This window comes from Prolixibacter denitrificans, from assembly GCF_003014495.1.
Classification (GTDB): domain Bacteria; phylum Bacteroidota; class Bacteroidia; order Bacteroidales; family Prolixibacteraceae; genus Prolixibacter; species Prolixibacter denitrificans.
Map to the genome: position 1 here is coordinate 70,696 of NZ_PYGC01000013.1, position 13,312 is coordinate 84,007.

Sequence of the window (13,312 nt, forward strand, 5' to 3'; positions counted from 1 at the left end):
ACTTAGGGCTTTCGGGAAGCTTTTTCCTGATAAGGATGGTAAAAGATGGTAATTTCAGCCGTATCGCGAAGGAAGTTAATATCGCCAACTTCAATTCGATTGATTTTTAAACCTGTTCGTTCTTCCAGGTCGGCCAATAAAGCACCGTAGTTTTCGGGCTTGATCAGTTCAATCCGTTCGTATATAATCTTCTTCTGTGTTTCCTGCCGGTACGACCATAAACGCTCCATTGCCCAGGTTACAAGGACGATGGCAACGTTAGTCATAAATAACTCTCCATAGCTGATTTCCGCTCCGGCAAGGGCATTAATAACCGAAATAGCGATAATCACAAAGAGGAAAGTCATTTCTTTGATTGGGATGGTATCGGTACGGTAACGGAGAATCCCAAAAACAGCAAACAAGCCCAGTGCAAAACCAATTTCCAGCTTTACACTTTCCAGCAGAAACGAGATGAAGAATACCGTTGTACCGATGAGGATGTAAGTGAAATAGTACTCTTTCCGCCGCGAAATCCGGTAGTAAAGATACCGGCCAATAATCGTTATTACGAGCAGGTTGAACAGAAACCTGAGTATTAACTCCAGCGTATCCGGTCCGTTCAACCACTCAATGCCGAACATGCCGGTGACGAACGAAACCAAAGGAATGGATGTAAGTAAATGCGCAATGGTAGTCATGATAGGTGTTTAGTTAGTTTATTCAGTAACAGAATCTTCTGTTTCATTCGATTGATTTTCGTGTCGGGATATAACATCGAAACACCGATGCAATATTTTGAAAAGCCAACAGGCCTGATTCCGTGTTTTCGCAAAATACTGGTAAAACCAGCATGCCGGCTGAACTGTTCCTGCTTTAGTTCAATAACCGACACATCGCCCAGTGCTTTCCACTCTTCCTTATCGAGTGAAAAATAGATGTCCGTATCAATCGTAATTCGCTCGTTTACTGTTTTATGAACCAACGAAATTCGATTAAACTTATTGTAGAGTTTCGTTTCCAGATCTTCCCGATTATAAGGCGTTTGTTCCGACACAAATTGATCTTCCACCTCATTTTCTTCCGGAATTCGTTCTTGTCGCGAAATGCGTTTTTTAATGGTCCGGCCGCGGTTCAGTTTGAACTTCGATTCCAGAAAACGCATTCCCGTCAGGGGATATTCCCGGAAACGGACTTTGTAACGATTTAATTTACCGTTGACATGCGCTTTAAACATGGCAAAATCGGGCGTATCGAGGTATTTTGTCCGGTAAGGCAAATTTCGGACTCCATCGATACTAAGCACCTGGTAATCCGACCATATTTCCGACAGGATCTCTTCCAGTTTATCTACAGAAACCACAAACTTCGAATCCACACGATTCATCAAACGCGCTTTGTCTGCATCATTCAAACTAATCGGCTCAAAATGATTAAGTAATTGCTGCAAATCAACTGACATTCCTGACCATTTTTTATCACTCAAAGATGCCTGATTTATTTAACATCAGGAAAAATATTGAGGAAAATGTAATAAGAAAGAAAAGAAATCAAACCGAAAAATGATTCTTCACATAATTCGCGGATACTACCTGCCCGGATTATAAAAAAATCACCGCGAACCGCTCTATCCTCTGGTTTTATGCATGTAAAACATGGCGATATTTATAAAAGTTGTTTTTGAACATAAAAGGATTGGGTGGCTGCCTTTGAAAACTTTACTATTTTGCGCACTCAAATCTAGAAGCTGTTTTACTGTTCGGGATAACCGGAAGCATTATAAATAATAATTATCGGTTATCTTTTCATAATTCAGATTATTACCATAACTTAGTTAAAGTATTGGTAAGTCGAAAATATTCAACATTGTTTCTTAATGATGGCTGTACCAACCAGACAGCCGTCGGTTTTTATGCTTTGGTGTTTTTAGTTTATGATTAGGACAAGAAAGGGGACTGAATAACTTCAGCCCCCTTTTCGTTTTACTGCAATCAAGCTTTTTATTTCGCTTCCGGAATTTTAGTCAATACTTCGACCAGCAAATCCCAGAACTTAGTCACCGTTTCGATTTCAATCTTCTCGTCTGGCGAATGCGCTCCCCGAATGGTAGGCCCAAATGAAATCATATCCAACGACGGGTACTTCTCCAGGAATAATCCGCATTCGAGTCCGGCATGAATCGACCGTACAATGGGCTCTTGCGTAAAGAGTTTGCTGTAAGCAGTACGGGTAATCTCCATGATTTCGGAGTCCGGATTGGGAGTCCAGCCCGGGTAACCTTCGCTGTGGCGAACTTCGGCACCAGCCAACTGGAAAACCGATTTAACCATGGCGGCTGCATCCTCTTTGCCACTGTTCAGGTCGCTGCGCTGGCTGGTTGTTATCTCGATTTGATTTCCTTCCGTGAACTTCACCGAAGCCAGGTTGGTGGATGTTTCTACCATTCCCGGCATCCGGAAACTCATTCCCAACACACCATGCGGACAAGCATACAACGCAAGCAGCAACTTTTGCTGCGTTTCTTCGTCCATTACAGTCGGCGGAGCCTCTGTACTTTCCAGATCCAGTTTCAGTTTGGGTTCGGTAATCGATAACTCGTTCTGCACAGCGGTGCGGAAAACATTAAAGTCAGCCGTCAACTGTTCTTTTTTGTCGGAAGGTACCAGGATAACACCAAACGCTTCGCGTGCAATCGCGTTACGCAAATTTCCACCATCGAACGACGCCAGACGTGCTCCGTATTTCTGCGTAGCATCCCAAATAAAGCGGTTCAGAATTTTGTTGGCATTTCCCCTGCCCTTGTGAATATCATCACCCGAATGACCGCCTAACAATCCGGTTACCGATAATTTAACGGCAAACATCCCGGCAGGAGAAGCTTCCGGTTGATAATTGAACGTAGCAACGGTATCGACGCCACCGGCACAACCAATGAACAACTCCCCTTCGTCTTCCGAATCAAGGTTCAAAAGAATCGAGCCGCTCAAAAAGCCGGGTTGCAATGCAAACGCGCCCGTCAGTCCCGTCTCTTCATCTACAGTGAAAAGGCTTTCGATGGGGCCATGCTCGAAATCGTTGGCCGTCAGAACCGCCATGGCAGCGGCCATACCAATTCCACAGTCCGCACCAAGTGTCGTACCTTCGGCCGTCACCCATTCCCCATCGACATATGCTTTGATGGGATCTTTCTCGAAATCATGCTGGGTATCTGAATTCTTTTCGCACACCATATCAATATGCGACTGTAGAATCACCGTTTTCACTTTTTCCTTTCCGGGAGTAGCCGGTTTGGAGATTAAAACATTTCCTGCCTCATCCGTTTTGGCATCCAAATTATGTTTTGCAGCAAATTCCAGCAGGAACTGAATAATCTGCTCCTCCTTTTTTGATGGCCTGGGAACCTGGCAAATATCTTCAAAATAGTCCCATACAGGCTGCGGAGAGAGCTTATTTAACTTTCTCATGGAAGTAGTATTTTTATTTTCGTTATGCAACGAAAGTACAAATTCGCCGGGGAATGACGGGAATCAATCGTTAAAATTGTTAAATTGGCCAACGAAAATAAGACAAGACACAAAACAATAGCATGTATTGTTTATTCGTTTATCTCTACAAACATTAATTTTTAATCTTATGAAACGACTACTTCTGTCATTCGCATTGGTGGCTCTGACCACCTCACTGTTTGCTCAACTCCCGATTAGCCTTGGTATCAAGGGAAGTATTAACTCTACAAAAATTACAACCGACAATGCCATTGCCGGTGCATCAAGCTACACCCTCAATGACCTGAAGGCAGACGCAGCTAACGGCTTCAATGTTGGTGCATTTCTGCGACTGAAACACAATAAGGTTTTTCTTCAGCCTGAATTGCTGTACAGTGTGCAAAAAGGAAAAACAACTTACACCATTCCTACCTCTACGACGCAAAGTGGTTTGGAAGGAGCTGTCACACAGCACATGGATGTAAAGTCCGTTCAGATACCGTTGTTGTTTGGTGTTAAAGTACTCGACCTGAAAGTTGCTTCCGTCAACCTGATGACTGGTCCTGCCATGTCGTTTATCCTCGATGGAAGTGAGATTACACTGAATAAAACAGATGGTGTTGCAGTTGACCCAAGCCTGTACGACCCGAACAACTTCAAAAATAATACCTGGGACTGGCAGGCAGGAGTCGGTGTCGATGTAGCTATGTTGTCTCTTGACGTACGTTACGCATGGGGATTGACTAACGTATCAGAAGGTGTCTCCAACAATGACCCGACAGTTATTGGCTTTAAAAACAAAGGCAATTCACTGATCTTATCGCTGGGCATCAGATTGTTCTAAGAAAACATTTCATACTATTGATATAACGGCCGGATTGATTCCGGCCGTTTTCTTTGTAATCCTTACGGAAAAAGGTTTTCCGGTAATCACATATTGTTAAAATATTATATCTTCACATTTCGAAGATCAACTGAACCTGGATTTTGAATTTCGAAGTACTCATAGTATTTGTTGTCCTGGCATTCATACTGGTATCCCTTTACTTTGAGATACTGGGGCCATCCTTTACGTTCGTAATTGCCATCTCGGTTCTGGGCGTTTCACGCATTCTCACCCCTGCTGAAATCCTGAGCGGCTTTGCCAATGTGCAGTTGGTCGTCATTTTGCTACTGCTGCTGCTTGGCGATATTTTCCGGCAAACGCCCATCATGGAAATGCTCTTCGATAAAGTCTTCAAAGGAGCGAGAACCTACAAAGGCTTCATGCTTCGAATGATGACACTGGTGGCCGGTTTTTCGGCTTTTTTGAACAATACTCCGTTGGTAGCCATCATGATGCCCTATGTGCACAACTGGAGCAAGCGAAACAACACTTCCCCGTCCAAATTATTAATACCGCTGTCTTACGCAGCCATTCTCGGTGGTTGTGCCACACTGATTGGTACATCAACTAACCTGATTGTGAACGGCATGGTGCTGGATCAGGAAATCATTCCCGGATTACCTTCGCTCGACATGTTTGATTTCTTCCCGGTAGGTGCAGCCATGGCGGTTATCGGAATAGCCTACATGCTTTTGTTTAGCAAGAAATTACTTCCCGAAAGGAAAGATGCCATGTCGCAGTTCCGGTCACGTAACCGCGAATATATTCTGCAAACACAGATCAATGAAGGTTCTCCCCTTGCGGGAAAAGATATCCGGAACGAAAGCCTCGACCGGTTGAAAGGTTTGTACCTGGTAGAAGTGATTCGTGATAACGAACGAATCCCTGCCATCTCGCTCACCACACAGCTTCGCGTTAACGACCAGCTGGTGTTTGCCGGTGACACCGAAACTATTGCAGATATCATTACCCAAACGGACTCAGGACTCTCCTTTCCCACATTAGGCTCACTACAGGAAAGTAAAAACAGCGAGGTGGTGGAGGTGGTCATTTCGCATAACTCGTCCCTTATCGGGAAGACCGTTATGGAAGCCAATTTCCGTGGACGCTACGATGCGGCCATTATTGCCATCCACCGTAATGGAGAACGTATTTCGGGTAAAATCACTTTCCAGAAACTAAAAGCTGGTGACGTTCTGTTGCTCTTTGTGGGTAAAAGTTTCGAAAGTCGTTCAGCCGGAACGCTCGATTTCTACTACATTTCTAAGGTAAAGGCACACAGAAAACTGGCCAACTGGCAATACTTTGTTCTTTTCGGAGGGACCGGACTGGCCATTCTGCTTTCAGCCCTGCGGCTCGTGCCGCTGTTCACGTCACTGCTGGTGCTTATCATCCTCATCAACATGCTCAAGATCTATCCGCCAAAGGACATTCCGAAGAGTATTGATTATGAATTGGCCATGGTGATTGCTTTGTCGCTGGCGTTGGGGACTGCCATGTTGAAAACAGGAGTTGCTGAAATGCTGGCAAATAGTCTTATCTCTATCTTTTTACCTTTCGGGAAAGTAGCTCTTTTGGCGGGCATATTCCTGATAACGTCGTTATTAGCGAACCTCATAACCAACAAGGCCGCTGTTGCACTAATATTTCCCATTTCGCTAACGATGGCCTCCAACCTGAGTCTGCCGCCACAACCGTTTATTTTGGTTGTAGCATTTGCCGCTGCCGCCAACTTCATGACGCCCATCGGCTACCAGACCAACCTGATGGTTTATGGTCCGGGCGGTTATTCATTCCGCGATTTCTTTAAGATTGGATTTCCGTTGACGATACTTTACATGGCAGCGACGGTAACCATTCTGGGACTTACTTACCTTCGGTAATTACTCTTCCTGTCCGATATTTCCAAAGTACTTAACAGCAAACAACGTGGTATCGTCTCGTTGCTCGAGGCGACCACGGAAACTAAGTAGAGAGTCCAGAATGCCTTCCACCATGGCTTCCGGTTCAACCTGTCCCACCTGGGCAATTTCATAGCGAAGTCGATCCTGACCGAACATCTTACCACTCTCGTTTTGCTCTTCGGTTACTCCATCCGTATACGTAATCAACATTTCGCCCGGTTTAAAGACCATCTTCGTTTCATCAAATGTCTGACGAGGCATCACACCTACCGGGATTCCGTGTGAATGTTGCAGCTCCTCTACAGCGCCATCACGCCGGAGCAGATATGGATGTGGGTGACCAGCGTTGCAATAGGTAAAGGTACCGGTCGATATTTCGAGCACGGAAAGGAAAACCGTAACAAACATATCCGATTCGGCATCAGAACACAGCTCTTCGTTCAGACGCTCCATGATACTGCCCACCTGTATATTGGCCGTGGCAATTCCGCGCATCAACGTACGGGTCATAACCGAGAACATGGCCGCCGGAATGCCTTTTCCCAGCGTATCACAAATAGAAATACATAGTTTATCTTCATCCAGGAAAAAGACGTCGAACAAGTCGCCTCCAACCGAGCGGGCCGGAATAAGCTTTCCGAAGCAATCGAACTCTTTCCTATCGGGAAAAATCGGGAAACGCGAAGGCACAATACTCATCTCAATCGAACGGGCCAAATCAAGCTCCCGGTCCAACTCTTCCTGATCCCGCCGGCTCTGAACCCACCGGGCATGGTAGTTCTCCATCCGCTGCTTCATGTGCGCCAGACCTCCGGCCAGCACCTCAAACTCATTTCCGACAACTTCCAGCGGCTCCCCTTCCTCTTCCATAATTCGGCGCGCTTCGTCTGCCAACTGCGTGATGGGAGTTGTTACCGAGCGGGAAAGCAGAATAGTTACCGATACCATCACTCCGGTTCCTATTAAAACAAGAAACATTACCAGTATAATTACCTTCCGCAACTCTCCCAATAATTCGGAATAAGGAACCAGCACCATCATCAACCAACCGTTCTCGGTTACCGGCCAATAAACGGCCGTGGCACGTCTTCCGCCGTAGCAGGCAGGATTCAACAACGTTTTTCCACCCACTCCACGGGAAATAATTCTTTTTATCTTACTCAGATCGCCCAGAGAAAAACAGTGGCTCAGTGTATCAACATTCTCATTCAGAAAAGCCGGCTGCGGATGATAAACCACTTTTCCCTTCGAAGAAAAAAGAATGGGAAATCCGCTCTTGTATATCTGAATTCCTGATAACTCGTTGTAGACATCCTTCAACGACATCACCGAACAAGCAATGGCCGGTACTTCCTTCCCGTTTTTCTTCACATGAAACGGAATAGCATAGGCAATACATTGTGTTTTATGCCCCTCCACCCAGAATGGGTCGGACCAACCTGCCTTACCGGAAACAAAAACCTGATGATACCAGTCCTGCAACTGGGTACACATCGGCAAGTCACTATCCGAGCCGATGATGGTTGAGTCTTTCCGGTAAAAAAAATGGTCAACTTCTTCTGAACTATTGAGATTTTCTTTCAGCTGGACAGCTTCCAGATGAGGATTTGACTTTAAAACGAGCTGCAGCAGATCTTCCATCTCCTGCGCACTATTCATCTGCTTAGTGCCTGATTCAATGATTTCTGCAGATTTACGTGCATGTACAACTGCATCGTTTACTAAGAGCGAAGCCGTGTGTGTGACAGTCTGGGCACGGTCGGCCAGTCCGTCTAGAATGGTGTCACGGGTAAAGCGGTAACCGATGGCCACAATCAGCATGGTTAGCGTAAACCCTGCCAGTAAGAGATAGAAGCTTAGGTGAAAAGCTATATTTTGATTTTTCATAGAAATCGAATTGACTTTTCTAAAATTATGAAAATCAAAATTAACTTCAAATTATAAATTACTGCATCCAGACCCGGGTACCGGCAAACTGGCAGGAATGTGCTGCAATTTTAGCTGCTTTTTCTAGTGCAGGCACAAAATCGTGCAGACGATGAAGGTAGTAAGCAAATGCACCATGAAAAATATCTCCGGCCCCTAACGTATCGACGGGTTCCACTTCAGGAACGGGAAGTTCCACTACATCAAAGCCATCTTTGTACAAAATAGGCTTTCCTCCCCGGGTAATAGCCACGTGGTGAATTCCTTTCTCGGAAAGGTAACGGAACAGCTCTTCTTTATTGTTACACCACGGCGGCATAAATTTTTCGGAGCAGATGGCATAATTTACATGCGGAAGCAGTCGTTCCAAACCATCTTTCCAACTTCCACCATCCAAAATAACAGGGATATCACGTCTCCGGGCTTCGCAGGCAACTTCGATCGCCTTCTGAATGTAAAAGCCATCGAGAAGAACAAAATCGAACTGGTTTTCCTCCATCAAGCCACGGCTGTCGAAACTGACATCATAGTCGGCCGGATGGTTGGTAAAAATTGTTCGATCACCATTATCCGACGTGGTGACCACTGAAGCAATCACAGGCTTTTCCTCGCGCTGAGCGGCCAAATCGTGATGTTCTATGTTGAACTTACGCAGATCTTCTTGTAAAAAAGAATAGAAAGCATTTTGACCGAAAGCGGAAACCAGATGAGCTCTTCCTCCCAGGTGAGAATAAGTGACAGCCGCATTGGTAGCAGGGCCACCTACCAGAATATCGGGTGCATCGGGCGATTTAACTTTATTGTCAGGCGTAGGAAACTGATCAATAATGTGATGAATATCTATCGTGGTCAAGCCTAAGAATAAGCCTTTCATGATGTAACAAAAATGATACAATTAAAATTCAGCCGCGAATATAGAAAATAAAAAGGCCGCCAATCATGACGACCTTCCGAAACTGCATCAAAAACATATTTTTTAACAACAGGCCAATCTATTTATAGATATTTAAATGTTGGCAAACGCATTCAACTAGCGTATTGCCCGGAACCAAACCGGTTTATCCGAACAAAAAAGGGCCGCCCAACGGCAGCCCTGATTCATATAGAATGTAATTTAATTTCGGTATCAGGTATTCATTCCACCGCAAACATTTACCACCTGTCCGGTTACGTAAGATGAGAGATCGGACGCCAGGAAAACGCAGGTATTGGCTACATCTTCCGGAGTTCCGCCCCGACGCATCGGGATTTGAGCTTCCCATGCTTTTTTCACGTCTTCCGGAAGTACACCGGTCATTTCGGTGATGATGAATCCTGGAGCAACCGCATTGTGGCGAATACCCCGTAAGCCCATCTCTTTGGCAGCTGACTTGGTGAAACCGATGATTCCTGCTTTCGATGCAGAATAGTTACACTGATTTGCATTTCCCGAAACGCCAACCACCGAGCTCATGTTGATAACGCTACCTGAAGCTTGTTTCCACATGACCGGCTGAACAGCTTTGGTGAAATTGAAAACTGATTTCAGGTTCACGGCGATTACCGCATCCCACTGATCTTCAGTCATTCTTTTCAATGCACCGTCTTTGGTGATTCCGGCATTGTTGACCAAAATATCGATGCGACCAAAATCTTCAGCGATTTGCTTTACAACCGTCTGAGTTTCCTCGTAATTGGCAGCGTTGGATGCGTAGCCTTTTGCTTTTACACCCAAAGCAGCAATCTCTTTCTCGGTTGCTTCAGCCGCTTCGTTAATTACCAGATCGGTAAAAGCAATGTTGCAACCCTCTTGCGCAAAACGCAGTGCAATGGCTTTACCGATTCCTCTGGCAGCACCGGTAACAATGGCAGTTTTTCCTTCTAAAAGTTTCATGTGTTCTATAGTTTACTTTAATGGTCATCAAGAAATGCCCACATTTCTTTCCGGAAAATAACCGGAAGGATTTTGTTAACGAAAAACAAAAATATAAATCTTTCCCAAGGATAAATTTCCAAGTGGTCATTTCTCGGGATAAATTCATCCATATTGCATCCAAAATTGTCTTTCGCGGTAAAATTCGAACTTACGCGTTGAAAATTCAATCGACCGGAAGTTGTCTTACACGGGCCAACAATTCAGGAAGTACCTCACCTGCTTTTCCTTCCAGGAAAATGTGTGTAATCTGGTTGGTAAAAGGCGTCGTTTCCGGATTGATCTCAATAATGGTCGCTCCACTTCGGGCCGCTTCGTAAGGAACCATCGAAGCTGGCATCACTTCGCCGGTAGTGCCGATAACCAGCATGACTTCCGCTTTGCGGGCAGCTGCGAATGATTGATCATACGCTTCGCGTGGAATTCCTTCTCCAAAGAAAATGAAATCCGGTTTCAACACCGAACCGTCTTCGTGACAACGCGGAGGAAGCTCGCTCATATCAATCTCGGTAGCAAAGTGCCGGGCTCCACAACGCGGACACACCACCCATTGCGAATTACCATGAAACTCCCATACTGTTTGACTGCCCGCCTCCTGGTGGAGGTTATCGATGTTTTGTGTTATCAGACTTTTTAGCCAACCTTTTTGCTCCAGTCCGGCCAAAGCGATGTGTCCGGGATTGGGCTGGGCCTTCCCGAAGAAGTCGTAAAATATCTCTTTGATTTTCACCCACGAATCATGCGGATTCGAATAAAAATAGTCCAAATCAAGTACTTTGGGATCGTAACGGCTCCAGAGGCCGCTTCTTCCCCGAAAGGGAGGAATTCCGCTTTCGACGGAAATCCCGGCTCCTGTAAATGCGACGGTATAACCTGACTCTCTGATGAGCCGGGCTGCTTTATCCAGATAATCAATCATATTTAAAATATTCAAGAGGTTAAATCAAGACTTCTCTTCCCTGTGTTCCGTTTGTACTTGCTCCGGATTGTTTGTCTGTTCCGGAAAGAGAACTCGTGTTTGCGGAAGATATTCAGGATAGTTCTTTTGTACAAATTCCACCAGCTTTTCCCTGACCAATACACGCAAATCCCAGGCAGTCGGCGAATCGACAGCACTCACCAGGGCACGCAATTCAAGCGTTCGTTCGTTTGCACCCGTTACCTGAAGCACATTCACCTGCCCGTCCCACAAATCGGTATCTTCCAGAATTTCGGTCAACGCCTCCCGCATTTTATCAACGGGAAAACGATAATCGACATAAATGAAAACCGTACCCAGAATTTCAGCTGTCGTTCGCGTCCAGTTCTGAAACGGCTTCTCGATGAAGTAGGTAATCGGCAGGATCAACCGCCGTTTATCCCAGATGCGAACCACTACATAGGTCAGTGTAATCTCCTCAATCCAGCCCCACTCATTTTCGACAATCACGACGTCCTCGAGACGGATGGGTTGTGTAATGGCAATCTGAAAACCAGCCAAAATGAGACCAATACTTTTCTGTGCAGCAAAACCGATAATAATACCGGCTATCCCGGCGGAAGCCAGTAAACTAACCCCCAGCTTATGAATTTTATCGAAACTCATCAGTGCGATTCCAATAGCAATAACCAACACCATGGCGATGAGAATACGTTCGAAAACCCGGAGCTGTGTATGCATTTTTCGCGCCTTCAGGTTGTCCTTCGTGTCCAGGTTATAGCGGCGAAGCAATATCGAGCGAATACTTCGGATGGCGTTGATGATAAGCCACGTAACCAGAAATATGGTAAGTAACGTGTAGAGATGCTGTAAATCGAAGGGTAACTTCTTACCTGTATCCATCAGGGGCTGAATAGAAAGCAACACCAGCAGAGCAGCCAGAAAGGTCAGCGGTCGGGTGATACGGGTCAGCGTTTGAATCCATCCCGCGTCTTTCTTCTCGTGTAAACGATGTTTTATCAGGCGGATAATGAGATGAGCTCCCAAAAAGCCAACTACCAAACCGGCAATCAACACCAATGCATTCAGGTAATTATTATCGAACATAAGAATTCAGGTTTTTTACTAAAATAAACAATCCACACCGATAATGTTTTGATACAGCTCCGCGAAAACGAATAGTTTAAGAAATATTTACATGCAGTCCGAGATTCGGTTTTTAAATATTCGTCTTTGTCCGTATTTTTACGAACAAGTAGCTATTTCACTATTATGATGAAAGAGAACATGATCAAAGATACATTTACCGAAGATCAGCATCGGTTAGCCCGAATCGCCAAAGCGATGGGACATCCTATTCGTATTTATATCCTGGGCTTGCTATCGCGTCAGTCCTGTTGTTACAGCGGCGACCTTTCCGAAGAACTTCCCATCGCCAAGTCTACCCTCTCCCAGCATCTGAAGGAACTGAAAGATGCCGGACTCATCCAGGGAGAAATTGAAGCACCCAAGATTAAATACTGTCTGAACCGCGAAAAATGGTCCGAAGCAAAAATCCTGTTTGAAAAGTTTTGGAATGAATAATTCTGTTCGTATTTTTACGAACAACGAATTAAAACCAAAAAATCAATGGATTTTCAAAATGTAAAGCCCATTCACATGGATATCAGAGTCCTGGGAACGGGTTGCCCAAAATGCCGGGCACTGGAAAAAGCAACCAACGAGGCCGTAGCAGAGGCCGGATTGGATGCTACGGTCTCCAAGGTGGAAGACATCTTGGAGATCATGAAAATGGGCGTGATGACAACACCGGCGCTGGTGGTTGATGGAAAAGTGGTTGTAAAAGGAAAAGTACCGTCGGTTAAGGAACTGAAAAAGCTACTAACCCAAAATCAATAACCATGAAATCACCAAAAACGGCTTTTCTTGCTTTGATTCTATTCATGGCAGGCACCTTCACCTTTTCCCAAACGTCAGCTAAAACATCGGAAAAACAAGCCAGGGTAAATGTCTACTATTTCCATTTCAACACGCGCTGTGCAACCTGTCGTGCGGTCGAATCGGAAGCACAGGCTGATGTGAAGGAACTGTTTGGCAATGACGTCAGTTTTGCCTCTTATAACCTGGATGAAAAAGCTGGTGAAGCAAAAGGTAAAGAGCTGGGTATTTCAGGACAGACACTTCTAATTGTAAAAGGAAACCAGCAATTCAATATCACGACCGAAGGCTTTATGTATGCCCGAACCAATCCGAAAAAGTTCAGGCAGATTATCGAAGAGAAGATTAAACCGTTGCTCTGAC

General features: G+C 45.2%; 13 protein-coding genes. 5 read left to right on the plus strand and 8 right to left on the minus strand.

The window, feature by feature from the left end; all coding sequences use genetic code 11:
* Positions 1-2: 2 nt before the first annotated feature.
* From CLV93_RS18105 to CLV93_RS18115, 3 genes are all read right to left on the minus strand, one after another.
* Positions 3-680, minus strand: coding sequence for a DUF4956 domain-containing protein (locus CLV93_RS18105; protein WP_211297903.1), 678 nt, complete (start codon positions 678-680; stop codon positions 3-5).
* Positions 677-1,465 carry a polyphosphate polymerase domain-containing protein gene (locus CLV93_RS18110; RefSeq protein ID WP_146142078.1) on the minus strand — a complete coding sequence of 263 codons (789 nt, stop codon included), beginning with the start codon at positions 1,463-1,465 and terminating at the stop codon, positions 677-679. Before CLV93_RS18110 ends, CLV93_RS18105 begins: the two co-directional genes overlap by 4 nt.
* Before the next feature lie 514 nt (positions 1,466-1,979).
* On the minus strand, positions 1,980-3,443 hold the full coding sequence (locus tag CLV93_RS18115) for an aminoacyl-histidine dipeptidase (RefSeq protein ID WP_106543638.1): 1,464 nt from the start codon (positions 3,441-3,443) through the stop codon (positions 1,980-1,982).
* A 169-nt stretch (positions 3,444-3,612) separates the two neighbouring features.
* Here CLV93_RS18115 and CLV93_RS18120 point away from each other — a divergent pair, with 169 nt between their 5' ends.
* On the plus strand, positions 3,613-4,308 hold the full coding sequence (locus tag CLV93_RS18120) for a porin family protein (RefSeq protein WP_106543639.1): 696 nt from the start codon (positions 3,613-3,615) through the stop codon (positions 4,306-4,308).
* A gap of 143 nt (positions 4,309-4,451) precedes the next feature.
* The gene (locus tag CLV93_RS18125; RefSeq protein WP_246187240.1) at positions 4,452-6,233 is read left to right on the plus strand and encodes an SLC13 family permease; all 1,782 of its coding nucleotides are present in this window, start codon (positions 4,452-4,454) and stop codon (positions 6,231-6,233) included.
* On the opposite strand, the gene CLV93_RS18130 is transcribed toward CLV93_RS18125, so the two are convergent.
* From CLV93_RS18130 to CLV93_RS18155, 5 genes are all read right to left on the minus strand, one after another.
* On the minus strand, positions 6,234-8,141 hold the full coding sequence (locus CLV93_RS18130; protein WP_106543641.1) for a SpoIIE family protein phosphatase: 1,908 nt from the start codon (positions 8,139-8,141) through the stop codon (positions 6,234-6,236).
* A 58-nt stretch (positions 8,142-8,199) separates the two neighbouring features.
* Complete coding sequence (locus tag CLV93_RS18135; protein ID WP_106543642.1) at positions 8,200-9,054, minus strand: PfkB family carbohydrate kinase; 855 nt, start codon at positions 9,052-9,054, stop codon at positions 8,200-8,202.
* A 252-nt stretch (positions 9,055-9,306) separates the two neighbouring features.
* Positions 9,307-10,053, minus strand: a complete 747-nt coding sequence (gene fabG, locus CLV93_RS18140) for a 3-oxoacyl-[acyl-carrier-protein] reductase (protein WP_106543643.1) — start codon at positions 10,051-10,053, stop codon at positions 9,307-9,309.
* A gap of 205 nt (positions 10,054-10,258) precedes the next feature.
* Positions 10,259-11,011 carry an SIR2 family NAD-dependent protein deacylase gene (locus CLV93_RS18150; protein ID WP_106543645.1) on the minus strand — a complete coding sequence of 251 codons (753 nt, stop codon included), beginning with the start codon at positions 11,009-11,011 and terminating at the stop codon, positions 10,259-10,261.
* Between the two features lie 24 nt (positions 11,012-11,035).
* Complete coding sequence (locus CLV93_RS18155; protein WP_106543646.1) at positions 11,036-12,118, minus strand: mechanosensitive ion channel family protein; 1,083 nt, start codon at positions 12,116-12,118, stop codon at positions 11,036-11,038.
* A gap of 165 nt (positions 12,119-12,283) precedes the next feature.
* Here CLV93_RS18155 and CLV93_RS18160 point away from each other — a divergent pair, with 165 nt between their 5' ends.
* The 3 genes from CLV93_RS18160 to CLV93_RS18170 all read left to right on the plus strand — a co-directional run bounded on the left by CLV93_RS18160 (position 12,284) and on the right by CLV93_RS18170 (position 13,311).
* A complete protein-coding gene (locus tag CLV93_RS18160) occupies positions 12,284-12,595 on the plus strand; it encodes an ArsR/SmtB family transcription factor (protein ID WP_211297904.1) in 312 nt (103 codons plus the stop codon).
* Between the two features lie 75 nt (positions 12,596-12,670).
* Complete coding sequence (locus CLV93_RS18165) at positions 12,671-12,910, plus strand: thioredoxin family protein (RefSeq protein WP_106543677.1); 240 nt, start codon at positions 12,671-12,673, stop codon at positions 12,908-12,910.
* Positions 12,911-12,912: 2 nt separating this feature from the next.
* Positions 12,913-13,311, plus strand: coding sequence for a nitrophenyl compound nitroreductase subunit ArsF family protein (locus tag CLV93_RS18170; protein ID WP_106543647.1), 399 nt, complete (start codon positions 12,913-12,915; stop codon positions 13,309-13,311).
* Position 13,312 lies beyond the last annotated feature (1 nt).